Annotated in this window: 22 protein-coding genes and 1 tRNA gene; 20 read left to right on the top strand and 3 right to left on the bottom strand. The window is 69.2% G+C overall.

Annotation, left to right across the window (positions count from 1 at the left end; translation table 11 throughout):
- Nucleotides 1-36 precede the first annotated feature (36 nt).
- The 11 genes from ACTVZP_RS02430 (at nucleotide 37) to ACTVZP_RS02380 (ending at nucleotide 11,262) form a co-directional block, all read left to right on the top strand.
- The gene (locus tag ACTVZP_RS02430) at nucleotides 37-948 is read left to right on the top strand and encodes an MBL fold metallo-hydrolase (RefSeq protein ID WP_443210489.1); all 912 of its coding nucleotides are present in this window, start codon (nucleotides 37-39) and stop codon (nucleotides 946-948) included.
- A gap of 58 nt (nucleotides 949-1,006) precedes the next feature.
- Nucleotides 1,007-1,081, top strand: a tRNA-Asn gene (locus tag ACTVZP_RS02425).
- A 588-nt stretch (nucleotides 1,082-1,669) separates the two neighbouring features.
- Nucleotides 1,670-2,722, top strand: a complete 1,053-nt coding sequence (locus ACTVZP_RS02420; RefSeq protein ID WP_443210487.1) for a LacI family DNA-binding transcriptional regulator — start codon at nucleotides 1,670-1,672, stop codon at nucleotides 2,720-2,722.
- A gap of 129 nt (nucleotides 2,723-2,851) precedes the next feature.
- Nucleotides 2,852-3,790 (top strand): glucosamine-fructose-6-phosphate aminotransferase, encoded by a 939-nt coding sequence (locus ACTVZP_RS02415; protein WP_443210486.1) that lies wholly within the window; start codon nucleotides 2,852-2,854, stop codon nucleotides 3,788-3,790.
- Between the two features lie 49 nt (nucleotides 3,791-3,839).
- On the top strand, nucleotides 3,840-5,150 hold the full coding sequence (locus ACTVZP_RS02410) for an ABC transporter substrate-binding protein (RefSeq protein WP_443210485.1): 1,311 nt from the start codon (nucleotides 3,840-3,842) through the stop codon (nucleotides 5,148-5,150).
- Nucleotides 5,150-6,115 (top strand): carbohydrate ABC transporter permease, encoded by a 966-nt coding sequence (locus ACTVZP_RS02405; protein ID WP_443210484.1) that lies wholly within the window; start codon nucleotides 5,150-5,152, stop codon nucleotides 6,113-6,115. The genes ACTVZP_RS02410 and ACTVZP_RS02405 overlap by 1 nt, the downstream gene beginning before the upstream one ends.
- Nucleotides 6,112-6,957, top strand: a complete 846-nt coding sequence (locus ACTVZP_RS02400) for a carbohydrate ABC transporter permease (RefSeq protein ID WP_443210483.1) — start codon at nucleotides 6,112-6,114, stop codon at nucleotides 6,955-6,957. Before ACTVZP_RS02405 ends, ACTVZP_RS02400 begins: the two co-directional genes overlap by 4 nt.
- Entirely contained in the window at nucleotides 6,954-7,811 is an 858-nt protein-coding gene (locus tag ACTVZP_RS02395) for a sugar phosphate isomerase/epimerase family protein (RefSeq protein ID WP_443210482.1), read from the top strand. Before ACTVZP_RS02400 ends, ACTVZP_RS02395 begins: the two co-directional genes overlap by 4 nt.
- Nucleotides 7,808-8,665: a fructoselysine 6-kinase gene (locus tag ACTVZP_RS02390; RefSeq protein ID WP_101325971.1), complete on the top strand. Its 858-nt coding sequence runs from the start codon at nucleotides 7,808-7,810 to the stop codon at nucleotides 8,663-8,665. Before ACTVZP_RS02395 ends, ACTVZP_RS02390 begins: the two co-directional genes overlap by 4 nt.
- Before the next feature lies 1 nt (nucleotide 8,666).
- Nucleotides 8,667-10,079, top strand: a complete 1,413-nt coding sequence (locus tag ACTVZP_RS02385; protein WP_443210481.1) for an NAD(P)/FAD-dependent oxidoreductase — start codon at nucleotides 8,667-8,669, stop codon at nucleotides 10,077-10,079.
- 58 nt (nucleotides 10,080-10,137) lie between these two features.
- Nucleotides 10,138-11,262 (top strand): ABC transporter ATP-binding protein, encoded by a 1,125-nt coding sequence (locus tag ACTVZP_RS02380; RefSeq protein WP_443210480.1) that lies wholly within the window; start codon nucleotides 10,138-10,140, stop codon nucleotides 11,260-11,262.
- On the opposite strand, the gene ACTVZP_RS02375 is transcribed toward ACTVZP_RS02380, so the two are convergent.
- Together ACTVZP_RS02375 and ACTVZP_RS02370 are read right to left on the bottom strand one after the other, a co-directional pair.
- Nucleotides 11,243-11,968: a GntR family transcriptional regulator gene (locus ACTVZP_RS02375; protein ID WP_443210479.1), complete on the bottom strand. Its 726-nt coding sequence runs from the start codon at nucleotides 11,966-11,968 to the stop codon at nucleotides 11,243-11,245. The genes ACTVZP_RS02380 and ACTVZP_RS02375 overlap by 20 nt on opposite strands.
- A 21-nt stretch (nucleotides 11,969-11,989) precedes the next feature.
- Entirely contained in the window at nucleotides 11,990-12,988 is a 999-nt protein-coding gene (locus ACTVZP_RS02370) for an asparaginase (RefSeq protein WP_443210478.1), read from the bottom strand.
- Nucleotides 12,989-13,206: 218 nt separating this feature from the next.
- On the opposite strand from ACTVZP_RS02370, the gene ACTVZP_RS02365 reads away from it, so the two are divergent.
- From ACTVZP_RS02365 to ACTVZP_RS02335, 7 genes are all read left to right on the top strand, one after another.
- Nucleotides 13,207-13,959 carry an amino acid ABC transporter ATP-binding protein gene (locus ACTVZP_RS02365; RefSeq protein WP_443210477.1) on the top strand — a complete coding sequence of 251 codons (753 nt, stop codon included), beginning with the start codon at nucleotides 13,207-13,209 and terminating at the stop codon, nucleotides 13,957-13,959.
- A gap of 64 nt (nucleotides 13,960-14,023) precedes the next feature.
- Nucleotides 14,024-14,866, top strand: coding sequence for a transporter substrate-binding domain-containing protein (locus ACTVZP_RS02360; protein ID WP_443210476.1), 843 nt, complete (start codon nucleotides 14,024-14,026; stop codon nucleotides 14,864-14,866).
- A gap of 60 nt (nucleotides 14,867-14,926) precedes the next feature.
- Entirely contained in the window at nucleotides 14,927-15,595 is a 669-nt protein-coding gene (locus ACTVZP_RS02355) for an amino acid ABC transporter permease (protein ID WP_443210475.1), read from the top strand.
- A 4-nt stretch (nucleotides 15,596-15,599) separates the two neighbouring features.
- Nucleotides 15,600-16,331 carry an amino acid ABC transporter permease gene (locus ACTVZP_RS02350; protein ID WP_443210474.1) on the top strand — a complete coding sequence of 244 codons (732 nt, stop codon included), beginning with the start codon at nucleotides 15,600-15,602 and terminating at the stop codon, nucleotides 16,329-16,331.
- A gap of 2 nt (nucleotides 16,332-16,333) precedes the next feature.
- Nucleotides 16,334-17,719, top strand: a complete 1,386-nt coding sequence (locus tag ACTVZP_RS02345) for an MmgE/PrpD family protein (RefSeq protein WP_443210473.1) — start codon at nucleotides 16,334-16,336, stop codon at nucleotides 17,717-17,719.
- A complete protein-coding gene (argH, locus tag ACTVZP_RS02340) occupies nucleotides 17,716-19,215 on the top strand; it encodes an argininosuccinate lyase (protein WP_443210472.1) in 1,500 nt (499 codons plus the stop codon). Before ACTVZP_RS02345 ends, argH begins: the two co-directional genes overlap by 4 nt.
- An 87-nt stretch (nucleotides 19,216-19,302) precedes the next feature.
- A complete protein-coding gene (locus ACTVZP_RS02335; RefSeq protein WP_443210471.1) occupies nucleotides 19,303-20,316 on the top strand; it encodes an SIS domain-containing protein in 1,014 nt (337 codons plus the stop codon).
- A 312-nt stretch (nucleotides 20,317-20,628) separates the two neighbouring features.
- Here the strand turns inward: ACTVZP_RS02335 and nhaC are convergent, their stop codons facing one another.
- Nucleotides 20,629-22,119, bottom strand: coding sequence for a Na+/H+ antiporter NhaC (gene nhaC, locus ACTVZP_RS02330; RefSeq protein ID WP_443210470.1), 1,491 nt, complete (start codon nucleotides 22,117-22,119; stop codon nucleotides 20,629-20,631).
- A gap of 579 nt (nucleotides 22,120-22,698) precedes the next feature.
- Here nhaC and ACTVZP_RS02325 point away from each other — a divergent pair.
- Both ACTVZP_RS02325 and phnD read left to right on the top strand, forming a co-directional pair.
- Nucleotides 22,699-24,327 carry a methyl-accepting chemotaxis protein gene (locus tag ACTVZP_RS02325; protein ID WP_443210469.1) on the top strand — a complete coding sequence of 543 codons (1,629 nt, stop codon included), beginning with the start codon at nucleotides 22,699-22,701 and terminating at the stop codon, nucleotides 24,325-24,327.
- Entirely contained in the window at nucleotides 24,287-25,258 is a 972-nt protein-coding gene (phnD, locus tag ACTVZP_RS02320; RefSeq protein WP_443210468.1) for a phosphate/phosphite/phosphonate ABC transporter substrate-binding protein, read from the top strand. Before ACTVZP_RS02325 ends, phnD begins: the two co-directional genes overlap by 41 nt.
- The last annotated feature ends 582 nt before the right edge of the window (nucleotides 25,259-25,840 follow it).

Raw genomic sequence — 25,840 nt, 5'->3', positions numbered from 1 at the left:
CGAGCCTATCCGCGCCCCGGATGCGAGGAAAGAGCCATGGAGAGACCGGAGCCGGGCCGTTGCGTGACGCTGGAACCGGGCCTCAGGCGGGTTCTGGCGCCCAATCCCTCGCCGATGACCTTCTGGGGCACGAACAGTTACATCCTCGGCGATGGAGATGTGGCGCTGATCGATCCCGGCCCGGACCTCCCGGACCATCACGAGGCGCTTCTGGCGGCCCTCAGTCCGGGCGAGCGGATCACCGCGATCCTCGTGACGCATGCGCATCGCGACCACTCCCCTCTCGCCCGCCCCCTGGCCGCCGCAACCGGTGCCGAGATCCTGGCCTTCGGCGCGGCCGATGCCGGCCGGAGCCGCCTGATGGCCGCCCTCGCGGCGGAGGGCTTGACGGGCGGAGAGGGAGTCGATGCGGATTTTCGTCCCGACCGCACACTCGCTCATGGAGAGCGCGTCTCCGGTCCCGGCTGGGAGATCGAGGCGCTTCACACGCCCGGCCATTTCGCGAACCATCTGTGCTTCGCCTGGCGCAACCGGTGCTTCTCCGGGGATCATGTGATGGGCTGGGCCACTTCGCTCGTGTCGCCTCCCGATGGCGACATGGGCGCCTACATGGGCTCGCTTGAACGTCTTCAGGCGCGCGAGTGGAGTGCTCTCTACCCCGGCCACGGCGCACCGGTGCGCGACGCGGAGCGGCGCATCGCCTGGCTGATGGCGCACCGGCGCGAACGTGAGGCAGCGCTTCTCGCCTTGCTCGCAGAGGGGCCGGCGCACGTCCAGGACCTGACGCCCCGCATCTATGCGGACACGCCCGCGGACCTGCTTCCGGCCGCGAGCCGCAACCTCCTCGCGCATCTGCTCGACCTTTGGGATCGGGGGCGCGTGCACGCGGATCCAGGTCCGTCGGAAGCAGCCCGCTTCGCGTTGGCGGGGGGTAGCGAAGAAAGTTGAGGAAAGCGGCAAAAGCCTCTGGACGCCTCCGAAAGCCGTTGCTATACGGCCCCCGTGTTCCGGCGTAGCTCAGCGGTAGAGCAGTTGACTGTTAATCAATTGGTCGTAGGTTCGATCCCTACCGCCGGAGCCAAAATCAAAGCAAGCTACTGACACTAAAGAAGTGCTCTCCATTATGGGGAGTGCGGTTGCGTGCCGACTGAAGCAGTCTGCGCTGCGCCAATGGCTGTATCGGAGTTGGACGCTTGCGTCGAACTTCGCGAGGTACCCGGCCTTCGATGGCCGCCCGTGTCTCGTCCACCAACGTCCCGGTCAGCCTCGTGACACGAGTGGATCGATGGACGGAATGGCGCGGCCCAAGCCGCTCCTGTGCCTCTTGTCGCGGACCTGTGCCCCTGCGGACACGAAGGCAATTTCCCGCCGTCCGACTGCGCGGAGCGACGCGGATCTTGCCGCCACAGCGGAAGAAGATGCCTATCGACCGGATGACGGCCAAGAGCATCCTCGCGGAACCCGTTGCACTCGAGAGCGCATGTCCGATCAGGCCGGCGCCTATGCCCCGCATCATCGGATCAGGCCCGCGCTGAAGACTCGTATTCTCCGCTTTCGGAAACAGCGGCGGAAACGTGACGCAAACCTCGAGGACGTGGGCGCGCCTTGAAGGACCGTGCCTTCCTCTGGTAAGCCGGAGGCCGTTCCACCGCGCGCAACGGAGAGTCCAGTGGCAGAAGACGGGCCGCCCCGGGCCATGAAGCGCGCGGTGACGGTCAAGGACGTCGCCGCGGCCGCGCAGGTGTCCCGGGCGACGGCGGCGCGCGCGCTCAACGGCTACGGCTATGTCGGCGACGAGGCGGCGCGGCGGGTGCAGGAGGCGGCCGAGCGGCTCGGCTACCGCGGCAACCGGATCGCGCAGGCGCTGCGGCAGGGGCAGATGCCCATCGTGGGCTTCGTGCCGGGCGACATCCAGAACCCGTTCTTCGCCCGCGTCGCCCATGACATCGACGCGGCGCTGCGCCGGAGCCGCCACAGTCTCCTCATCGCCAGCAGCGACGAGAGCCTCGCGCAGGAGCAGGGCCTGCTCGACAATCTGCGCGCGCTCAATGTGCGCGGCATGATCGTGGCCCCCGCTTCCGAGGGCGACAGCCGCCATCTGGCGCGGCTGGTGCGCGAGGGCGTGCCGCTCGTGCTGATCGACCGTGAGCTGCCGGGCATGGAGTGCGACAGCGTCACGGTCGACAACGAGGGCGGCGCGCACGAGGCCATCGGCCTGCTGATCGCGAACGGGCACCGGCGGATCGCGCTGATCCACGACGCCTCGCGCATCGCGACCGCCCGGCAGCGGCGCGAGGGCTATCTGCGCGCGCTGGCCGAGGCGGGGCTTCCGGCCGACGACCGGCTCATCGCCGTGTCGCAATCGACGGTCGAGCATGCCATCGACGCCACGATCCGCCTGTTCAGCCGGCCCGAGCGGCCGACCGCGCTCTTCACCGTGGACAGCCTGATGACGACGGGGGCGCTGCTGGCGCTGCGCTCGATGGGGCTTGCCGTGCCGCGCGACGTGTCGCTGATCGGCTTCGACGACTTCGACCTTGCCACCTTCACCGACCCGCAGATCACCGTCGTGGCGCAGCCCGTGGGCCAGATCGGACCCCTGGCCACGAAGATGCTGCTCGAGCGCATTCAGGGCAGCGACCAGCCGGCCCGCCATGTGCGCTTTCCCACCCGCCTCATCGCGCGCGGCTCGGTGGCGCGGGCCGATTTCGGTCGCGCCTGACCTCTGTCCAGCCGTCAAAGAATCTCTTGCCAGATCGCATTTCGCGTGCAGTATGAAGTGTGAGATCGGTCTCTCAGCCGCCGCGGCGGCAGGACCGATCCTTTTTTGCCCCGATGTGAGATCGGTCTCATGAATCGTCCTGCCGGCTCTTCGCTGTCTCCCGCCACGGCCCTCGGCCGGCCGTTCGACGCGGCGGCCCATCGGCGGGATCTCGAAGCGGCGCTGGCGGCGGCCGATACGGCGTTGCGCTGGATCCCGGCCCTGTCGGTGGAAAGGCTCGTGCTGGTGGGCGGGGGCGCGGCGCAGCTTCTGGCGCAACCCGCGCTCGATCTGGTGGGGCGGAGCTCGCGGCTGGCCTCTTTCGCGCTCGCCTCCGAGGAGGCGCGGATCGGCCTGCCGCCGGAGCGGGCGCCCGGCACGCTGGTGCTGCTCTCGGCGCCCGACCCGGAAATGGCGGAGACGCTTGCCGCGCGGGGGGCCGCGGTCTGGACACTCGCGCCCATGGCGCCCGAGGCGCTCTGCCTGCAGGCGCTGGCCTGGGCGGTCCATCTGCTGGCGGCACGAGGAGAGATCGAGGCGCCCAGCGCGATCCGCGAGGGGCTGGCGGCCCTGCCCCGGCTCCTCGGTCCCGCCAAGGCGGCCTTCGAGCCCGAGGCCACCCTGCTGGCCGCGCGCCTGCGGGCCGAGCCCTATCAGATCGTCACCGGCGCGGGCGGGGCCTGGTCCGTGGCGCACCGCTTCGCGCTGTCGGCGCTGGAGCGCGGCCTGCGCCTGCCCGCGCGCCCGGTCCATGCCGCCGACTTCTTCCACGGCACCCTCGAACTGATCGAGCCGGGGGTGAGCCTCCTCCTCGTGAAGGGCGAGGATGCGCTGCGCCCGCTGGCCATCCGCGTCGAGCGGTTCGTGGGCCGCTACACCGACCGTCTGCGCATCGTGGATGCGGCCGCGGCCGAGCTGCCGGGCCTTGCCCCCCGCCTGCGGGCGCTGGCGACCCCGGTGATCCTCGCGGCGCTGCTCGAGCGGGTCGAGGCCCATCTGGGGCCGCCCGCCCCGCGCCGCGGCGAGTGACGCGCCTGCCCCAAGACCAACAAGAAGCCCGACAACAGGAGAGATAGAGATGAAACGGTCCTTGCAGTCCATGACAGCCATCGTCGCCGCAATGTCGGCGCTGGGAGCGGGCGCCGCCGCGGCCCAGACGGCGGTCGCCGATCCCGCGGCCCCGGTCGAATACGAGGGCACGATCAGGGTGATGACCAAGTTCGGGATGCAGCGCCTCGCGCCCTATTTCACCGAGCTGGCGCAGGAATACGAGGCGCAGCATCCCGGCGTCGAGATCGAGCTCATCCAGGAAGACGATGACAGCGTGAAGGGCAAGACCAAGACGCTGGTCGCCTCGAACTCGATCCCGGATGTCTTCTTCTCCTGGACCGGCACCTGGGGCGGGAACTTCATCCGCGGCAAGCGGGCGGTGGATCTGACGCCGGTGATCGGGCCGGACACGGACTGGGGCAAGACCTTCGCCCCGGCCGCGGTCGATGCCTTCGTCTACGACGGCAAGCACTACGGCATCCCGCTTTATCTCGATGCGAAATTCATGGGCTACAGCAAGCCCATCTTCGAGAAGCTGGGCCTCTCGGAGCCCGAGACGCTCGAGGACCTGCTGGCGGCCTGCGACACGATCAAGGAGGCGGGCATCACGCCGATCTCGATCGGCAACAAGGAGCCCTGGGTCGCCGTCCATTATCTCGGCCAGCTTCTGGCCTACAACGTGCCGAAGGACGTGCTGGAGCGCGATTTCGACCCGGCGACCGCCGAATATGCCGACCCGGGCTATGTCGCCTCGCTCGATCAGTTCAAGGCCATCGCCGACCGCTGCACCATCGGCGCGGGCATGAACGGCATCTCCTACCAGAACGCGATCCAGGAGCTGAGCGACGGCAAGTCGGCAATGTATTATCAGGAGATCATCGAGTTCGACAATTCGGCCTCGGACAAGACCCAGCTCAAGCCCGAGGAGTTCGGCTTCTTCCCGCTGCCGGCGCCGAAGGATGCCAAGGGAGATCCGAAGGCACTCGAAGGCGCGCCCGAGGGCTACATGATCTCCTCGGCCTCCGAGAACGTGCCGCTGGCGCTCGATTTCATGAAGTTCGTGACGAGCCAGGCCAATGCGAAGGTGCTGTCGGCCCCCCCCTACGGCCAGCCGAGCGCGGTCGTGGGCGGCGCGGATCCGGCGCAGATGAGCCCGGCCGTCGTGGGCGGTCTCGAGGATATCGCCGAGGCCTCCTACCTGATGCAGTGGCTCGACACCGTGAACCATCCGCGCGTCGCCGCGGCGTGGCTGTCGAACCTGCAGGCCTTCGCGGGCGGGAACCTCACGGCCGAGGAGGTCGTAGCCGAAGTCCGTGCGGCCGCCGCCGCGGCCAAGTGATGAGCTTGTCCGCGGACATCGGAAAGAGCGGGGTCGCCCTCAGCGGCCCCGCCCTCGGGGCAGGGAGGGGGCCGCGGCTGCGCCCCCTCCTCTCCCGGCTGCTGGCGCTGCGCTGGATCGCCGTGGCGCTCGTCCTCGTGGGCTGGTTCGTCTATTACCCGATCGTCAACAACTTCTTCGTCAGCACCACGAACCAGGATATCTTCACCGGCGAGGTGACGCAGGTCGGGCTCGACAATTACCGCAGGCTCGCCGAGGACCCGGTGGTGGGCCGCGCGCTCTGGAACAACGGCGCCTATGCGGTGCTCTCCATCGTCTTCCAGGTCTTCGCGGCCTTCTGCCTCGCCGCCATCGTCGAGGGCCTCTCCTCGGAACGCTGGCGCAACTTCTGGCGGGCGCTCTATTTCGTGCCCTCGGCCATCTCGACCACCGTCACCGGCCTCCTCTTCTACTTCATCTATCAGCCCGACATCGGCATCCTCGACGGGCTGCTGAAGGCCCTGAACCTCGAGCACTGGTCGCATGTCTGGCTCGGCGACCCGCGGACGGCGATCTATGCCATCATCGCCATGAGCCAGTGGCAGGGCTTCGGCTATTCGACGCTCCTCTTCACCATCGCGATCCAGAAGATCCCGCAGGAGCTTTACGACGCGGCGCGGATGGACGGGGCGGGCCCGCTCCGCCAGCTCTGGAGCATCACCTTTCCCCTCACGCGCGAGATGACCGGCATGATGATCATCGTGACCGTGACCGGCGCCTTCCAGGTCTTCAACGAGGTCATGGTCATGACCGGCGGCGGGCCGAACAATTCGAGTCAGGTGCTGGGCACTTGGCTCTACGAGCAGGGCTTCAACCAGAACGACATGGGCTATGCCGCGGCCATCGGCTCGGTCGTCTTCGCGGTGACGATGCTCACGGGCATCCTGCAGCTCTGGTATACCCGGCGGCGGAGGGTCCTCGCATGAGCGGCGCGACCCACTCCGCCCGCGGCTTCTGGCCCGTGATGGGGCAGGCCTTCCTCTGGGCCTTCCTCCTCGCCGTGGGCGTCGTCGTCCTTTATCCGCTGCTCTGGATGGGGCTCGGCGGCTTCAAGTCGAACAGCCAGATCTTCGACCAGCCCTTCGCCCTGCCGCAGAACTGGTCGCTCGAGAACTACTTCTCGGCCTGGCGCGGGGTGCAGGGCTACATGGTCTCGAGCCTCCTCGTCACGCTGGTCTCGACGGTGGCGACCGTGCTGATCTCGGCGCGCGCGGCCTATGGGCTCACGCGGACGGCGATGCCGGCAAAGCCCCTCATCACCGCCTTCGTCCTGGGCGGCATGATGCTGAGCCCGACCGTGGCTCTCGTGCCGCTGGTGCGGATGCTCCAGTCGCTCGGGCTCTACGACACGCACTGGGCGCTCATCATCCTCTACACCGCCTTCCGCGTGCCCTTCACCACCTTCCTGATCCGCGCCTACATGCTCGACCTGCCGCGCGACCTCGACGAGGCCGCCATGATGGACGGGGCAAGCCCCGGCCAGATCTACCGCAGGATCATCCTGCCGCTCTGCCGGCCGATCATCGTCTCGTGCGTCGTGCTCCATATCCTCTTTGCCTGGAATGAATATCTCTTCGCCATGATCTTCACCAACAGTCCCGGCGTGCAGACGCTGCCCGTGGGCCTCACGTCGCTGATGTCCAAGCAGGGCACCGACTTCGCGCAGGTCTTCGCCGCCATGACGCTCTCGGCGCTGCCCATCGTCATCATCTTCTTCCTGACCCAGCGGTATTTCATCCGCGGCCTGACGGAAGGGATGGCGAAATGAGCGCCCGCCTCTCTGCCTGCCAGTCGATCGGCGCGAACTTCGCCTTCCAGCACTTTCCGCTGTCCGAGGTGGCGCGCCGGATGCGCGGCTTCGGCTTCACCGAGATCGAGCTCTGGGGCGTGGCGCCGCATCTCGACCTCTTCCACTCGAGCGACCGAGACGTGGCGGAGGTGAAGCGCGTGCTGGCGGGCGAGGGCCTGTCGGTGCGCTGCCTCACGCCTGAGCAGGTGGTCTATCCGATCAACATCGCCTCGGGCGACGATGCCTTCCGCGCGGCCAGCATCGACCGCTTCCGCCGCGCGGCCGATATCGCGGCCGAGCTCGGCGCGCGGCACCTGTTCCTGACCCCCGGCCGCGGCTACGAGAGCGAGCCCGCCGAGCGCGCCTGGGACCGCTCGGCCGAGGCGCTGCGCCTGATCGCGGGCCATGCCGCGGGCCTTGGCCTGCGCTGCCTGCTCGAACCGCTGCAGCGGGTGGAGAGCAACATCGCCCACAGTGCCGCCGACACGGCGCGGCTGCTGGAGATGGTGGGCGCGGACAATATGGATGTGGTGCTCGATACGGTCGCCATGGCCTGCGCGGGCGACAGCGTGGCCGATTACGCGGGCCTCTTCGGCGACAGGCTCGCCCATGTGCATCTCGTGGACGGGCGCCCGGCGGGCCATCTCGTCTGGGGCGACGGCACGCTGCCGCTCGCCCGCATCCTCGCCGATCTCGCGGCGGCCGGCTATCGCGGCGCGCTCTCCTTCGAGCCCTTCGGCGACGGCTCCTATGCGCTCGATCCCGTCGCGGCCTGGACCCGCCATCTCACGGCGCTCGCGCCGCATCTCGATCCCGTGGAGGCCCGCCCGTGAGCCGCAGCCCGACCCTGATCGCCGTGGGCGACAATTGTCTTGATGTCTATCTGTCGAAGGACCGCATGGCGGTGGGGGGCAATGCCCTCAACGTGGCGGTGCAATGGAGGCGCGCGGGCCTCGAGGCGCGCTACTTCGGCCTTGTCGGCCCCGACCCCGAGGGCGAGGTGATCCGCACCGCCGTCTGCCGCGCGGGGCTCGATCCCGACGATTGCGAGGTGCGGCCGGGCAGCACCGCCGTTACGCTCCTTCTCGAACGCGACGGCGACCGGCGCTTCCTGCTCGAGGATCTGGGCGTGGGGCTCGGCTATGTGCCCGAGGGCGAGCGCCATGCGGCGCTTCTGGCCGCGGACTGGGTGCATCTGGGCACCCACAGCGCGCCCGAGCTGGTCCGCGCCCTCGTCCGCGACGGCGCGCGCTTTTCGGTGGATGTCTCGACGCATCACGACCTCCTCGACCTTCAGGGCGTGCCGCTCGTCTTCGCCTCGGGCCCCGAGGATCCGGCCGAGCCGGTCGAGCCGCTGCTCGCCCGCTTCCGCGCGCGGGGCGCGCAGGCCACCGTCGTGACCTGCGGCAGCCGCGGCGCCTTCCTCGATGCGGGCGGCACCGTCACCCCGGTGCGGGCGCGGCGGGTCGAGGTGGTGGACACCTGCGGCGCGGGCGACAGTTTCATCGCGCGCTTCATCGCGCTCTGGGCCATCGAGCGCCGCCCCGATGCCGAGTCCCTGCGGGGAGCGGCGGATGCGGCCACCAACACCTGCCTGCACGAGGGCGGCTTTCCGCAGCCGCTGCTGCCGATCCCCTCGTGGCTGCTGGAGAAATATGCCGATGTGATCGCGGCGGGAGAGGTCTGATATGGCGACGCACCGGCTCGCGCTTCCCACCGCGGCGCCCGAGGGCGACCGCTCTTTCTGGCTCCGCGATCTGGGCGCGGGGCCTGCGACGCCGCCCTTCGCGGGCGAGGCCGCCTGCGACGTGGCCATCGTCGGCGGCGGCTATACCGGCCTCTGGACGGCGCTGCGCCTGAAGGAGCAGGCGCCCGAGCTGCGCGTGACGATCCTCGAGGCCGATTTCTGCGGCTCGGGCGCCTCGGGGCGGAACGGCGGGCAGGTCCACAGCTGGTTCGCCGAGCTGGACCTGCTGACCCGCCTCGTCGGCGCCGAGGAGGCGCTGGCGCTCTGCCACGCCACCGCCGAGGCCATTGAGGAGCTGGCGGAGCTGCAGGCCTCGGGCACGATCGACATGGACCTGCGGCTCGATGGCTGGCTCTGGACGGCCAGCGCGCGGGCGCAGGAAGGGGCGTGGCAGGATGCGGCCGAGCTCTGCCGCAAGGCGGGTGAGGCCGACCGGCTGCGGCCCGTGGGCGCGGAGGAGATCCGCAGCCGCACCGGCTCGGGCGCTTCCTATATGGGCGTGGTCGAGCCGCGTGCCGGCACGGTCCAGCCCGCGAAGCTCGCCCTCGGGCTGCGCGCGCTGGCCCTGTCGCGGGGCGTCGTGATCCACGAACGGAGCCCGGTGTCGGAGATCGTCTCGGGCAAGCCCTCCCGGCTGCGGACGCCGGGCGGCACGCTTCGGGCGGGCAAGGTGGTGATCGCATCGAACGCCTGGGCCGCGACGCTGCCGGAGCTTGCCCGCTACCTCTATGTGGTGGACAGCCAGATCGTCGCGACGGAGCCGGTGGCCGAGACGCTCGACCGGATGGGCTGGACAGGCGGCGAGTCGATCTGCGACGCGCAGGCCCATGTGCTCTATTACCAGCGCACCACGGGCGGGCGCGTGGTCTTCGGGCGCGGCAGCGGGAATGTGGCCTATGCCAACCGCTTCGGCGCGGCCTTCAACCGCCGGCCGGACGGCGGCGCCGACAATCTGCGCGAGCTCCACCGCGTCTACCCCGAGCTGCGGGGCGCGAAGATCGCGGCGGACTGGTCGGGCCCCATCGACTGCTCGGCCGCGCATCTGCCGGTCTTCGGGTCGCTCACGGGCGAGCCCGACATCCTCTTCGGCGTGGGCTTCAACGGCACCGGCATCGCCCAGACGCCGGTCGCGGGCCGCATCCTCGCAAGCCTCGTGCTCGGGCGCGACGACCGCTGGAGCCGGAGCGGCCTCGTGGGCCTCGATCGGCGCCAGACGCTGCCGCCCGAGCCCTTGCGCACGCTGGGCGCCCGCCTCGTGCGCCGCGCCATCCGCATCCGCAACGACCTCGAGATCGAGAACCGGAGCCCGGGCCCGCTGATGCGCTGGCTCTCGTCGCTCACGCCCGGCCGGTGACGGCCATGAACGGTGCCACCGCGGCCTCGGGCCGGACAGACAAGGGAAGGGCAGGCCGATGGCCGAACTGACGCTGCGCCAGGTGCGCAAGACCTATGGCTCGATGGAAGTCCTGCACGGGATCGACCTCGACATCCCCTCGGGCTCGTTCGTGGTCTTCGTGGGCCCCTCGGGCTGCGGGAAATCCACGCTCCTTCGCACCATCGCGGGGCTCGAGGACATCAGCTCGGGCGAATTCACCATCGACGGCGAGCGGATGAACGAGGTGGCCCCCTCGCGCCGCGGCATCGCCATGGTGTTCCAGTCCTATGCGCTCTATCCGCACATGACGGTGTTCGAGAACATGGCCTTCGGGATGCGGATCGCGGGGCTGAAGAAGGACGAGATCGCCCGCCGCGTCGCCCGCGCGGCCGAGGTGCTGCAGCTCGCCCCCTATCTCGACCGCTATCCCCGCGCCCTCTCGGGCGGGCAGCGGCAGCGGGTGGCCATCGGGCGGGCCATCGTGCGCGACCCCAAGGTGTTCCTCTTCGACGAGCCGCTCTCGAACCTCGATGCGGCGCTGCGGGTGGCGACGCGGATCGAGATCGCCAAGCTCAAGCAGTCGATGCCGGGGGCCACGATGATCTATGTGACCCACGATCAGGTAGAGGCCATGACGCTGGCCGACCGGATCGTGGTGCTGCGGGCGGGGCGGATCGAGCAGGTGGGCTCGCCGCTCGATCTCTACCGGCGGCCTGCCAACCTCTTCGTCGCGCGCTTCATCGGCTCGCCCGCGATGAACGTGATCCCGGGCACGGTGCGGATCGGGCCCGAGGGCGCGCGGCTCGACCTCGCCACCGGCGGCGGGGTGCGGGCGCCTTTCCCGCTCAATGCGGGCCTTGCGGGCCGGACGGTGCAGGTGGGCATCCGCCCCGAGGACCTGCGGCTGGCCGAGGGCGCGCCGCTCCTCAATGGGCGGATCTCCTATATCGAGCAGCTGGGCGAGGTGCAGCTCACCTATATCGAGGCCGAGGGTCTGTCCGAGCCGCTGATCGCGAAGCTGCCCGGCGTGCTCGACCTTGCGGCGGGCGCCTCGATTGCTCTGACGGCCGATGTCCAGAGCCTGCACCTCTTCGGGGAGGACGAGCGCAGCCTGCGCCTCGACCCCGCCTCGTCGCCGGAGGTCATTTCCGCACGAAGCTGAAGGAGAAGGCCGAGCCCCGGTGATAGTCCATCGCATAGATCACGCGCGTGCCGCAGGCCGCGTAGCAGACCTCCTCGATGAGCAGCGCCGGGCCGAACTCCTCGAGCCCATGCAGCCCGCTCACCTCGTCGGGCAGAAGGACGGCGCGCACGTTCGCGGTCGAGGCCACGGGCCGCCGCCCCACCCGGTCGAGGAGCGCCACGAGCGAGCCGCTCCAGTCGGGCGTGCCTTCGAGCCCCTCGCCCATGAGCGCGCGAGGCAGCCAGTCCACGGAATAGACGAGCGGCTGGCCGCCCGAGCTGCGCAGACGCTCGACGCGGACGAGAGGCGTGCCCTCGGCCACAGCCAGCCGCTCGGCGGTCACGGAATCGGCGGGGACGGCCGAGAAGCCCAGAAGCCGCGTCTCGGCCCTGTAGCCGTGGCTGCTCACCATCTGCGACACGCTCTCGAACTTGGTGATCGGCCGCGCGATGCTGAGGAGCGCGCCCGCGGCGAGGAAGCGGCCCTTGCCCTGATGGCTGTCGATCACTGCCTCCTGCTCCAGCAGCTTCAGCGCCTCGCGCAGCGTGGGGCGCGAGATCTGGAAGCGCTCGACCATCTCCTTCTCGGTCGGCAGCCGGTCTCCGAAGCCGAGGCCAAGCTCCTCGATCATCTCGAGGATGCCGGCGCGCAATCGCTCGACATTGCTTTCCCGCGGTTTATCCATGCGGCTGAACTCCTTGCCGGTCTAGAACTCGAAATCCCGTGCAATCTGCGCCGGCGCGCGCCCGGCGGCCAGCGCGAGTTGCAGCAGAAGGCGCGCCTTCACCGGCGCGGCGCGGCCTGCGGGCAGGAAGCCGTGGCCGTCGTTGCGGCTGTTGGCCAACACAGGCCCGTGGCCGCGCGAGGCCATGACGACCACCCCGCCCTCCTCGCGCACCCAGGTCTCGAGCCGCCGGGCCTGCGTGCCCGTGGCGTAGCCGGGCGCGAAGCCCGCCACCACGAGACCCTGCGCTCCCGCGGCGATGAAGGCCTCGATGGCGCAGGCGTCGCCACCGTTGTGGCAATAGAGGATATCGACCCGCGGCAGCGCGCCGAGGCCTCGCCAGTCTGCCCGCGGTGCGCGGGGAGCGGCGGGGCGCAGGAAGCGCACCTGCCCGCCGATGACGAGGCCCACAGGCCCCAGATCGGGCGAGCGGAACGTGTCGAGGCCGAAGGTCGCCGTCTTCGTCACCTCGAACGGCAGATGGATCTCGCCATGCGCCACGACGAGCACGCCCTCGGCCCGCGCCTGCGGGTGGGCGGCCACCAGCGCCGCCTGAAAAAGGTTCATGTAGCCGTCGCTGGAGAGGGCGGAGGCCGGCCGCTGCGCGCCCGTCACAACGAGCGGCACCGGCAGGTCCCAGACGAGCGACAGGAAGAAGGCCGCCTCCTCGAGCGAGCCGGTCCCGTGGGTGAGCACGAAGCCCGCAAGCCCCGGATCCTCGGCCAGCGCCTTCGCGCAGAGGCCGCAGATCGCGCCCCACTGCTCGGGGCCCATGTCGAAGCTCGGCCGCGGTTCGAACGCGAGCGGCACCAGCGCCACCCGGTCGGCCATCGCCGCGCAACGGTCGATCAGTTCGGCCGCAGTCATGCTGCCCGCCTGCCCGTAGTCGCAGATCTCGAACGGATCGGAGGCGAGGGCGGTCAGCGTCCCGCCCCCCGCGATCACTGCCACCTTCGGACGGCCCGCTTCCTGCCGGCTCATCTCCTCCTCCTTCCGCCCGGCGCCAGAGGGGCGCGAGTCAGGCCGCTTCATGATGTCTGACAAGATGATTGCCCAATCCGCCGCGAGAAGTCACTACTTTTCAGATTGTTGCAGAAAAATGCGCGAGCCTTCAGAATCCAGATTGACAGATGCCCACCTGAAACGTTTCACTTGTCGGACAAGTTGAGACAAGCCAGGCCAGCAACGACGGGGGACGGATGGACGGGACAGGCGCAGCGGAGCAGGGCATTGCCTTCGACCGTGTCAACAAGTGGTACGGCCAGATGCATGTGCTGCAGGATGTGACCTTCTCCGTCGCGCCCGGCGAGAAGATCGTTGTCTGCGGGCCCTCGGGCTCGGGCAAGTCCACCATGATCCGCTGCATCAACCGGCTCGAGGAACATCAGGCGGGCACGATCCGCGTGGGTGGCGTCGAGGTGAACGACCAGCGCCGCAACATCGAGCAGGTCCGCCGCCGCGTGGGCATGGTGTTCCAGAACTTCAACCTCTACCCGCATCTGACGATCCTCGAGAACTGCACCCTCGCGCAGCGCTGGGTGCGGGGCACGCCGCGGGCCGAGGCCGAAGCGCGGGCCATGCGCTATCTCGAGCGGGTGCGCATCCCCGATCAGGCGCGCAAATATCCGGGCCAGCTCTCGGGCGGCCAGCAGCAGCGGGTGGCCATCGCGCGCTCGCTCTGCATGGAGCCCGAGATCATGCTGTTTGACGAGCCCACCTCGGCGCTCGATCCCGAACTGGTGCGCGAGGTGCTCGACACGATGGTCTCGCTCGCCGAGGAGGGCATGACCATGATCTGCGTGACCCACGAGATGGGCTTCGCCCGTCAGGTGGCCGACCGCGTGATCTTCATGGACCGCGGCCGCATCGTCGAGAGCGCGCATCCCGAAGACTTCTTCTCGAACCCCCAGGAGGAACGCTCGCGGCTGTTCCTCAGTCAGATCCTGCACTGATCCCGCAGAAGGATCGGGCCCAACCGGGGCCAGTCCCCTCCCCTTCCAGCAGAAAGGTCGACCCATGCCCAAGATCGGCACCCGCCTCGCCTCCCTCCTTTTGTCGGGGGCGCTCGTGCTCTCGGCCGCCTCCGCCGCCGTGGCGCAGGACATGCCGCCCCTGCCCGAGGCGATCCAGAAGGCGGGCAAGATCCGCATCGGCGTGAAATGCGACAGCCCGCCCTTCGGCGCTTCCGGCCCCGACGGCAAGCCGCGCGGCATCGAGGTCGAGATGGCCAGGAAGATCGGCGACTATGCCTTCGGCTCGGAGGAGGGCGCGGAGCTTTCCTGCGTCACCAGCGAGGCGCGCATCTCGTCGCTGAATGCCGGCAAGCTCGACCTGATCATCGCCACGCTGGGCCGGACGGCGGCGCGGCAGGAGGTGATCGACTATTCCAACATCTATTTCTGGGGCACCTCGAACGTGCTCGTCCCGGCCGACAGCCCGGTGCAGAAGCTTTCGGACCTCGAGGGCCGCTCGGTGCTGGTGGTCAAGGGCGCCTCGCAGATCAAGTGGCTCGAGGCCAACATCCCCGACATCTCGATCGTGCAGCTCAACACCACCGCCGACGGGGTGCAGGCGCTGATGCAGGGCCGCGCCGACGGGTTCGTTGGCGACGGCGGGCTGATCTACACGCTCGGCGGCAACTATCCCAAGCTCCGCGTGATCGAGGAAGGGCTCGACCTAGGCGTGAACGGCGTGGGGATGCGCAAGGGCGAGACCGAGCTTCGGACCTTCGTCAACGCGGTGCTCGACGAGCTGCGCAAGGGCGATTTCTACGAGACGGTGATCCCGCAGTTCGTCGAGGAACCGGCCGTAGTCGATGTGATGAAGCGCGGCTTCCTCGAAGAGCCGCCGCAGATCTGAGCCCGCTCCGGGAGGCGTCCGCGCCTCCCGGCCCTTCCCTCCCGCCGGACCGGACCGACCATGACCGTCATCGACTGGGGCTATATCCTCGCGGCCTTGCCCGACCTCATGCGCGGCCTCGGCATGACCCTCATGGTCAGCCTGCTCGCGATCCTCTTCTCGCTCCTTCTGGGGCTGGCCGGCTGCGCGCTGCGCGTCTCGGGCATCCGCCCGCTGTCCTACGCCATGCGCGGCTATGTCGAGTTCATCCGCGGCACGCCCTATCTGGTGCAGATCTTCTTCGTCTTCTACGGCCTGCCGAGCCTCGGGCTCACGCTCTCGATCTTCTGGTCCGGGGTGCTTGCGCTGACACTCTGGGCCAGCGCCTTCCATATCGAGAGCTTCCGCGCCGGTCTGGCCTCGGTCGGGCGCGAGATGCACGACGCCTCGGCCTCGCTGGGCCTGCGCCGGCTGCCGCACGCGCTGCTCGTGGTGGCGCCCATCGCGCTGCGGGCGGCGCTGCCCTCCACGCTCAACACGGTCGTCGGCACGATCAAGAACTCGGCCTATCTGCAGGCCATCGGCCTCGTGGAGCTGACCTTCGTCGCGGTCGACCGGATCGCGCAGGACTTCCGCTCGACCGAGATGTTCCTCTCGATCTGCGTCATCTACCTCGTCGTCATCCTCGGCGTCTCGGCGCTGGGGCACCGGCTGGAACGGCGCCTCAACCGGCCCTACGGGTCACGGTGATCCCATGGACCTGCTTTACGAATATCGCGTCTTCCTCTTCAGCGGACTGATCGAGACGCTGAAGATGTCGGCGGTCGTGGCGATGGGCGGCACCTTCTGCGCGATCCTCCTCACCATGGGCATCACGGCAAAGCCGCGGCTCGTGAACCGCGCGAGCTATGCGCTGGTCGAGCTGCTGCGCGACCTGCCGCTGATGGTGACGGTGCTGCTCGTCTATTTCATGCTGCCCATGACGGGGCTCGGGCTCAATCCGTTCTGGTCCTGCTGCCTCGCGATCTCGGTCTGGGGCGGGGCCAACGGGGCGCAGATCCTGCGCGCAGGGCTGGCCTCCGTGGGCAAGGGCCAGCGCGAGACGGCGGCGGCCTTCGGCTTCGGCCCGGTGAAGACGCTCCTCCTCGTGACGCTGCCGCAGGCGATGCCGGTGATCGTGCCGCCCTATGTGGGCCTTCTGACGGCGCTCGTTCAGGCCACCTCGCTCGGGGCCGTGGTGGGGGCGCAGGAGCTTCTGCGCACGGGCCAGGTGCTGATCGAGCAGACCACCATCATGCAGGGCGGCAGCCCGGCCTATCTCGTCTACGGTTCGATCCTCGTGGTCTATTTCACCCTCTGCACGCTGATCTCGCTGGTGGGTGGGCGCATCGAGCGCCATTTCCTGAAGCCCTATTCCGCCTCGAGCGGGGCGCAGGCCGAGGACCGGGCACATGAGATCGACGCCGCAATCTCGGTGAGGACCTGAGGATGGATGCGCCCGCCTCCCTCGCGGCCCTTCCGGCGCTCGCGGAGCTCTGCGCCGCGCCCGTCGCTCCGGCAGAGCGCGCAGCCGCGGTGCGGCCGCTGGCCGATACGTTGGGCGTGATGCTCGCAGGGCTTGCCGATCCGCGCGCGGCGGATCTGGCGGCGACCCTGAGCCTCTCGGCCGCGCCCGGCCGTGCACGCCTGCCCGGCAGCAATCTTCAGGGGGCTCCGGCCGATGTGGCGCTGATGGCAGCGTTTGCCGCCCACCTCCTCGATTTCGACGATGACGAGACCGAGGTGGCGATGGCCCATCTTTCTGCCCCGGTCCTCGGCGCGGTGCTGGCGCTGGCCTCGTGCCCCGAAACTTCTGTCGAGGCCCTTAACAATGCCTACCTCACCGGCTGCCGGATGATGCTGGCCCTGGGCAGCATGGCCAATCCCGCGCTCTACCGGGCGGGCTGGCACGCGACCTCCGTGCTCGGCAGCTTCGGGGCGGCGGCGGCGGCGGCGCGGCTTCTGGCGCTCTCTCCCGCGCAGGCGGCCGAGGCTCTGGGCCTTGCCGCCTCGGGCGCGGGCGGCCCGCGCGGAGCCTTCGGCGGCGAGGGCAAGCCGCTGCAGGTGGGGCTTGCGGCCGCAAACGGCCTGCGGGCGGCAGAGCTTGCCGCCGCGGGTTGGAAGGCCGCGCCCGGCGTGCTCTTCGGCGAGCGCGGGCTTCTCCAGCGCATGACGGGCGGGGCGCTCGCTCCGCTCCGCCTGCCCGGAGCCTTCCCGCCGCCGGGCTTCGTGACCAAGCTCTTCCCGAGCTGCACCGCCACCCATGCCGCGGTGGCCGAGCTGCTGGCGCTGCGCGCGCGGATGGCCGCGCCCACGGCCCAGATCCTCTGCGCGGTCGATCCGTTCGTGCCCGCGATCCTGATCCCCGGCCTGCCCACGAGCCCGGATGCCGCGCGCTTTTCCTTGGCCTACTGCCTCGCCGTGGCGGCGCGGACGGGTAGGCTCGGCCCCGAAGCCTTCGAGGCAGCGGCCTTCGACGCGCTCGGCCCGCGCGACCCGGAGATCCGCGCCCTGATGGCCCGCGTCCGCGTCACGGCCGACGAGAGCCTGCCCCGCGGCCCGAGCGGCATCGCGACGGGCGCCGTCGTGACGCTGATCGCCGCCGACGGCACCCGCCTCACCGGCCGCCGCGAGGCCGCCCCGGGCAGCGCCGCGGCACCGCTTTCCGACACCCAGCTCGCGGAGAAGTTCGCGGCCTGCCTCGCGCCCGTGGCCCCCTCGTCCGAGGCCCGCGCGCTCTGGCAGCGGCTCCTCTCGCCCACCGATTTCCCCTCCGCCGGGGCATTGCTCGATGCCCTGCCCCTGGCCCTCACCGACCGGAAAGATCCCAGATGAAGAACTCCGTGAGCTCCCGCCTGACGGAACGCACCGCGGCCGAGGTGGCCCGCACCATCTACGAGCCGTCGATGAAGGGCTTCGACGCCCCGGCGCTGGAGCGGATGTGCGCGCTGAACGAGGCCCATGCCGCGATGCTGGCCGCCCGCGGGCTGATCCCGGCCGATTGCGCGCGCGACATCCTGCGCGGCATCGCGCAGATCCGCGCCGAGGGCCCCGCCGCCATCGACCTCGATCCGCAGTTCGAGGACAGCTACTTCGCCTTCGAGAACCGGCTCGGGCAGGTGGCGGGCAAGGCGGTGGCGGGCTGGCTCCATGTCGGGCGCAGCCGCAACGACATCGGCTCGACGCTCGACCGGATGGCCGCGCGCGAGACCTGCCTCGCGCTTCTGGCCGCGATGGAAGAGGCCCGCCGCGCCTGTCTCGCGGCGGCCGGGCGGCATGTGCTGACCGTCATGCCGGGCTACACCCACCTCCAGCCCGCGCAGCCCATCACCTTCGGCTATTACCTCGCCAACGTCGCCCGCGGGATGGAGCGCGAGCACGAGCGGCTTGCGGCGGTCCTCGACCGGCTCGACGCCTGCCCGCTCGGCTCGGCGGCGCTGGCCGGCACCTCCTTCGCCATCGACCGCGACCAGACGGCCGACCTTCTGGGCTTTGCCGCGCCGGCTACGCCGGGGCTCGACGCCGTGGCCTCGCGCGATTTCGTGACCGAGCTTCTCTGGGCCGTCACCAGCGCGCAGGTGCTGTTTTCGCGCGTGGCGCAGGATCTCTATGTCTTCACCACCTGGGAATTCGGCGCGCTCTCCTTCCCTGACCGGGTGGCGGGCACCTCCTCGATCATGCCGCAGAAGAAGAACATGCTGCCGCTCGAGTATTTCCGGGCCGAGGCCGGGCGCAGCATCGGGGCTCTGGCGGGCACGCTCGCGGCGGTAAAGGGCTCGAACTACTCGATCGGCCTCGACAGCGTGCGCGAGGGGGTGGCCGACGCCTGGCCCGCCTTCGCCCGGTTCGCCGCCGCCCTGCCCCTCCTGCGGCTGATCTTCGAGACCGCGACGCCGGATGCCGAGAAGCTGCTGGCGCGCTGCAAGGCCAATTTCTCGACCGCGACGGATCTGGCCGACGGGCTCGTGCGCGATTTCGGCATCTCGTTCCGCGACGCCCATCATGTCGTGGGGCGCGCGGTGCAGATGGTGCTGGCCGCGGGCGGCGGCGCCGAGGAGCTGACGGTCGCGGTGCTGAACGAGGCGGCCGAAGCCGAGATCGGCCGCAGCTTCGATCTGCCCGAAGAGCGGCTCAGGCGCTGGATGGATCCGGTCGAGGCGGTGCGCGCACGCAATGTCGCGGGCGGCACCGCGCCCGAGGTGGTCTCGGCACTCCTCGCCGACATGGAGGCGCGCCTTGCGGCGGATGCCGAGATGCGGGCCGCGAGGTCTGCCGCGCTCGACGCCGCCGCACAAAGGCTCGCCGCCCGGGTGGCAGAGCTCTCGGCCTGAGCCCGGCCTCCCCTTCCCTTTCCCCTGCCACGCCGGCGGCGGGGCCCCACACACCTGCCCCGAGGGGCGAAACCAAGAGGATCAGACATGCTAAATTTCAACGAGGACCGCTTCCTCCGCATCCAGTCGGGCGCCGTTGCGCTCGCGCCGCGGATCGACGCCGAGATCGGCGCGGCCATCGCGGCGGGCGCGACCAACCTCTATTTCCTCGGCACCGGCGGCGTGGCCTATCTGATGGAGCCCGCCGTCCAGCTGCTGCACCGTCGCTCGGGCTTCCCGACCTTCAAGGACTATCCGGCGGAGTTGATCCTGACCGGCTCGGCCAATCTCACCGACAAGTCCATCGTGGTGATGCCCTCGCTCTCGGGGACCACGAAGGAGAGCGTGGCCATGCTCGGCAAGCTGAAGGAAGTGGGCGCCAAAATCATCACGCTGGTGGGCCATGCCGATACGCCACTCGGCCTCGGCGGCAACCCCGCGCTCGTCAACTTCGCCGAGGACGACACCTCGTCCGAGAGCTTCTACCTCCAGTCGCTGCTCGTGGCGCTCTCGGTGATGAAGGCCCGCGGCGAGATCGACAACTACGACGCGCTGGTGGCCGAGCTTCAGACGGTTCCCGCGGCGCTCGTCGCGGCCAAGAAGGCCTTCGAGCCCAAGGCCGAGGATCATGCGCGCATCATCGCAGGCGCCGACTATCACATGTTCACCGGCGCCGGGAACATGTGGCCCGAGGCGCTCTATTACGCGACCTGCATCCTCGAGGAGATGCAGTGGATCCGCACCCGGCCGGTCCATGCGTCGGACTTCTTCCACGGCCCGCTCGAGCTGATCGAGCCGGGGGTGAGCCTCGTGCTGTTCCGCGGCGAGGACGCCTACGATCCGCTGGCCGAGCGTGTGGCGCAGTTCGCGCGTCAATATACCGACCGGCTGACGGTGATCTCGACGGCCGACTACTGCCCGCAGACGCTCTCGCCGGAGGTGCGCGCGCTGATCTCGCCCGCGGTGATGGCCACGCTGATGGAGCGTCTGAGCGCTCATCTCGAGGTGATGCGCGACCACCCGCTTGTCACGCGCCGCTACTACAAGCGCGTGGCCTATTGAGCCTTGCACTCCGGCGGCCTTCGGGCCGCCGGGCACCCACGTCTCGGGCAGTTGTCACTTCACTGCTCGACCGATCGGGGCCGCACATACCCTCCGGCTCCATCCCGCCGGAAGTAGAGACAGTTGCAGCAACCACGCCAGTCCCGTGGCGTGGCTGCAGATATCGGTCGCGACACTCTCGACGGGCAGCTTGGGTCAGATTGTTGCCCCACATCGGTCCAGATGCTCGCTCAGGGAGCCATGTGAACGCGCCGCCTCGGGCTTCGGCGGTAGTGCCCGAACAGATTGCGGCGCCGCCGAGTGTCCATGTCGTCAGGCCCTGCTGTCGGCAAGAGCATGATCTTCCAGATCCATGACGTCCTCGGACGATTTCTCCCAGCCGGCGCGTTCGTCATCGGTGGCGCGCGGCGAGAAGAGACCGGTCACGGCGTAGAAGACCCCGATCACCGGCGCCGTCCAGCAGGCGAAAGCGAGCGGGATGTAGAGCAGGTTCTGCAACTCGCCCGACATGATGCCCAGTCCCAGCGCCGAAATCACGAAGGCGCCTCCGGCATTCCACGGGATCAGCGGACTCATCAGCGTTCCGCCCTCTTCGACCGCGCGGCTGAGGTTCAGCGTCGAGTAGCCCATGCCACGATAGAGCGGCGAATACATCCGCCCCGGAAGCGCGATGGAGATATAGGGATCGCCCGCCACCAGATTGGTCGCAAAGGCGGTGGCGATGGCCGAGCTCTGGACCGCCGCGAAGGACTTCACCCGGGCGATGATCGCCGTGATGATCGCCTCCAGGCAGCCCGTTCGTTCAAGCGCGCCGCCGAAGCCGAGCGCGATCAGCATGAGAGAGATCGTCCACATCATCGACTGGATGCCGCCTGCGTTCAGCAGGCTGTCGATCTCGGCAACCCCGGTCTCGATGGCATAACCCGACTGGGCGTAGGTGAAGACATCATGCACGCCAGCGCCCTGCTGGAAGATCGCGATCAGCGCCCCCACCAGCACCCCCGCGAAGAGCGAGGGCAGCGGCGGCTTGCGCTTCAGTGCCAGCGCCACGACGACCAGAGCGGGCAGGAGCGGCACGAGGCCGATCTCGAACCGCTGGTCGAGTTCCACGGTAATGCGCTCGATGGCGCCGAAGGAAGCCTCGCCGGAGCCCATCAGCGCGTAGCCGGCCGCCAGATAGGCCACCAGCGCGATCAGCATTGCGGGCACCGTCGTGGGCAACATGTTGCGGATATGGTCGAAGATGTTCACGCCGGTCACGGCAGGCGCAAGGTTGGTGGTGTCGGACAGGGGCGAGATCTTGTCGCCGAAGAAGGCGCCCGAGACCACTGCCCCTGCCGTCCAGTAGGCCGGAATGCCGAAGCCCGCGCCGATCCCCATCAGGGCCAGACCCACCGTTCCGACCGTGCCCCAGCTGGTGCCAAGGGACAGCGAGACCACCGAACAGAGGATCATGGCCGCTGCCAGGAAGATCGACGGGTTCAGGAGCGTGAGCCCGTAGTAGATCAGGGTCGGAACCGTCCCCGAGGCGATCCAGACGCCGATGATCATGCCCACCACGATCAGAACGGACAGGGACGGCATCGAGACATGGATGACGTGGAAGACGCCCTCGCGGATATCGAGCCATGTCTGACCGCGCAGGACGCCGACAAGGCCGGTGATGGCCAGCCCGATGACCAGCGGTATATGCGGGGTGAAGTCGCCGAAATAGAACAGCTGCAGCGCCAGCAGGCCCAGCGTCAGGAGCACCGGCACCAGGGCAATCGAAAGGGGCGGCGGATCGAACCTCGGCTTTTCCATCTGGGGCTCCGGCTTGGCTTCAACTACAGGTGAAGCGCCGGAACCGCCGTTTCGGTTCCCCGATCCGGCTCATCAACCGGATCCGGCAAGGGTGCGGGAACCCGCGGACGGTCGCCCCCGCGCATGGCGGCAAGGTCGGCGAGCCGCTCCCGGGAGCAGGACGTATCGTGGAGCATGACGCGATCCGCAGCGCCCGGATGATCGCCCCGCGGGCTCGAGATCGCGCCGCTCCGCGAGGAGAACCTTCCGGAAGCGCGCGATGATCTTCAGCGGGTTCCATCGCGGCGACGCTCAGGCGGGCAGCCGCCCGAGGCGCCCGCCTCCCGCAGCATCCCCGGGATCGACCATGCACGTCGAAGGACATGGACAGGTTGCGAGGCCGTCCGCCCGCCAGCCGCGACGCATGCCGATGGATGGGCTCCTGTTCCTATGAGGTCCATCGCCAAACTCTCGCGGCACCGCTTTCCGGGGCTCGTTCCGGTAATGGTTAACGGAAGCAGAGTGGGGACGCCGATCGCGCCCCCTTAACGTCGTCCGCGCATCGCTGATGCCGTTCGTCCCAAGGAGGAATGGGCGCGCATGTCCATCAAGTTCAAGTTGACCGCCATCTTCGCCGGGATCTTCCTGCTGTTCGCGCTCTCCATCGGCATTGCCATCAAGGAGTTCGGTGCGATGGAGGCGCGGCTCCAGCACATCGCGAAGGTCGATTTCTCGGTCGCCCTGCTGACGGAGCGCATGATCTCCGAGCAGCAGCGCGAATCCGCTTCGCTCCGGGACCACATGATCGCGACCGAGGAAGGCGCTCTGGAGAAATACGAACAGGCGTTCGTCGCGGCGCGGAAGGAACGGGATGCACTTCTGGCGGAACTGCAGGGGCTGGTCTCCGACCCGGACGAGCTGAAGGCGCTCAACCGGATCGGCGAGCTCAACGCCGAAGGATCGCAGCGCAACGATCAGGCGATGGCGCGATCGAAGCTCTATGACCTCGGCGGAGCGGCAAACATCCTGCACGATCCAGCCTCCGACGCCAGCCGCTCGGAACGTTCGAAACTCCTGAACCAGTTCCGCGAAGAGCGGGCTGCAGATGTGGCCGATGCCGTTTCCTCCGCAGAGACAGCCAACCACAAGGCCATCCGCATCCTTGTCGTGGCCCTCGGGATGGCGGCCGCGCTTGGCGGGGCTTCGGCCTTCTGGATCATCCGCTCCATCATGCTCGGGCTGAAGCAGGCAGTGGCCCTGTCGGCAAGGACTGCCGAGGGCGACCTGCGCCAGACCTCGCACCTGACTTCCGGCGACGAGATCGGCACGCTCATCGAGTCGAGCAACCGGATGGTGCTGAAACTGCGTGAGGTCACGGGCGTCGTCGCCAACACCGTGCGTCAGGTCGGGACCGGAAGCTCGGCCATGGCCGCCACCGCGGAGCAATTGTCGCAAGGCGCGCAGGAGCAGGCCTCCGCCACCGAGGAAGCATCGGCTTCGGTCGAGCAGATGACCGCCAACATTCGACAGACGGCCGAGAATGCCAGCGCCACCGAGGTCATCGCGCGCGAGGCGGCCGTGCGGGCGCGCAGCTCCGGTGCGGCGGTCGGCGAGGCGGTCGAGGCCATGCAGTCGATTGCGGACCGGATCATGGTCGTGCAGGAGATAGCGCGCCAGACCGATCTTCTTGCCCTGAACGCCGCTGTGGAGGCCGCGCGGGCCGGCGAACACGGCGGCGGCTTTGCGGTGGTGGCCGCCGAGGTCCGCAAGCTTGCCGAGCGCAGCCGGACCGCAGCCGAAGACATCTCCGGCCTGTCGGTTCGGACCGTCCGGACCGCCACAACGGCGGGCCAGATGCTGGACGAGCTCGTTCCGGACATCGACAGGACATCGACCCTGGTGACCGGCATCTCGGTCGCCTCGCGCGAACTCGCTCTTGGCGCGCAGCAGGTGGCGACGGCGATCCAGCAGCTCGACAGCGTGACACAGCAGACCTCATCCGCGGCGACGGAACTGGCGTCGAGCGCCGACCTCCTGTCCGGCCAGGCCGGAACGCTCCAGCAGATGATGGGCTACTTCCGGATCGATCGCGACGAGGCAGAGGCGACAGGCCCGATGGCCGCAGCAGCGTCTTCCGACGCCCTGCAGGGCGGGTACGCCTTCGAACTGGACGCCTCGGAGGACGAGCGTGGCCTTGAACCGAAAGGCGGGCGTCGTGACGCTGCTTGAGTCCCTCGTCCGCGCCGGAGCGCCGCGCCTGATGCAGGGCATCCTTGCCGCCGTCCTGGGCACCGCCGTCGCCACGGGCGCCGGTCATGGTGCCGAACCTGCGGAGTTCCGCCTCGGCCTTGCAGGCGGCGAGGATCCGGAGACGGCAATCGCGGCCAACGAATGTTACCGGTCGCTTCTGGAGAAATCGCTTGGCGTTCCGGTCCGGCTGATCACCAGCTCCAGCTATGACGGGATCATCGAAGGGCTTCTGGCAGGCTCCGTCGACATGGCCTGGCTTGGCGCCTCGTCGTTCGCGCGCATCCACCTGGAGAACCCGGATGCCGTGGACGTGACGCTGACCAAGCAGAACAAGGCCGGCCTGACCGGCTACTTCTCCTATGCCTTTGCACGCCGGGAGTCGGGGATGAAGACCATCGCGGATGCACGCGGAAAGGTCTTCGCCTTCGGCGAACCGGATTCCACCTCCGGCTATCTCATTCCCTCGGCCGAGCTTGCGCAGGAACTGGGCAACCTGTCGGAGTACTTTGCCGAGACCCCGTTCTCGGGCGGCCACGAGAAGACCATCGTCGGCGTCGCCGAGGGCCGCTTTGCCGCGGGGGTGAGTTCCGGCGACGGCATCGGCACCTGGGAGGAGGGGTTCAGTTCCGGCGCCTTCCGCAAGGCGGCCGACGCCGGGCTGGTTCGCATGTCGGACCTCGTGATGCTGTGGCAGTCGCGCATGATCCCGGAGGGGCCCCTCGTCATCAGGCGCGCCGTTCCGCAGGAGGTTCGCGACACGGTCGTCCCGGCCACGGCACGCCTGCACGAGACCGACCCTGCATGCGCCCGCCAGGTGGCCGGCGGCGAAGCCAAGGATTTCGTCCCGACGACGCTCCGGGCCTATCGCGGCGTCATAGCCGCCCGAAAGCAGCAGATGCAGGCGGAATGATCCGCCTGCATCCGGCGGAGATGACACGGCGGGGCGATCCCGCCGGCGTTCGGTACCGGTGTGGGCCATCACGAAGGTAATGGCCGTCATTCTCGACCCGGCGGCGCCGGAGCGTTTCGTCGACAACGAGGCCGGAGCGGCCGGCGTCAAACCCGAAGCCCGTGCAAATTGTCGAGCCATCGGGCACGAGCCTGAACGTCCCGACCACAGCCGAGCCGGCCAATGCGATCCGCCCCTTCGTGGGCCCCTGAAGGTTGGGTGACGGCCTCGCCGTTCCGGCCGCGCTGACTACATGGTCGACGCCAGCCGTTCCGGCGGCCACAGGAGGCTGCCGTCGGGTCGGCAGAACGTGCTCGCGATGGCCCGGCCCACATGCGGATCGCGCTGGATCGGCAGCCGATGACACATCGTTCGCCAGCCGCCGAGGCTGGGCTGAGTGCCCCGGTCCTCCGTATCTGGAGAGGGAATCCTCCCCGCATCAGCCCACCTCCCCACGCGGGACGGGAACGCTGACCTCGCCCCGTGGCCGCTGGAAGCGCGTTTCTCCCCAAGCCGAGTGGACCCAATGTCTTTCACCCGGCC

The organism is Rhodobacter sp. NSM, assembly GCF_052244495.1.
Lineage (GTDB): Bacteria > Pseudomonadota > Alphaproteobacteria > Rhodobacterales > Rhodobacteraceae > Cereibacter_A.
This window is presented reverse-complemented; position numbering and strand designations above follow the sequence as displayed.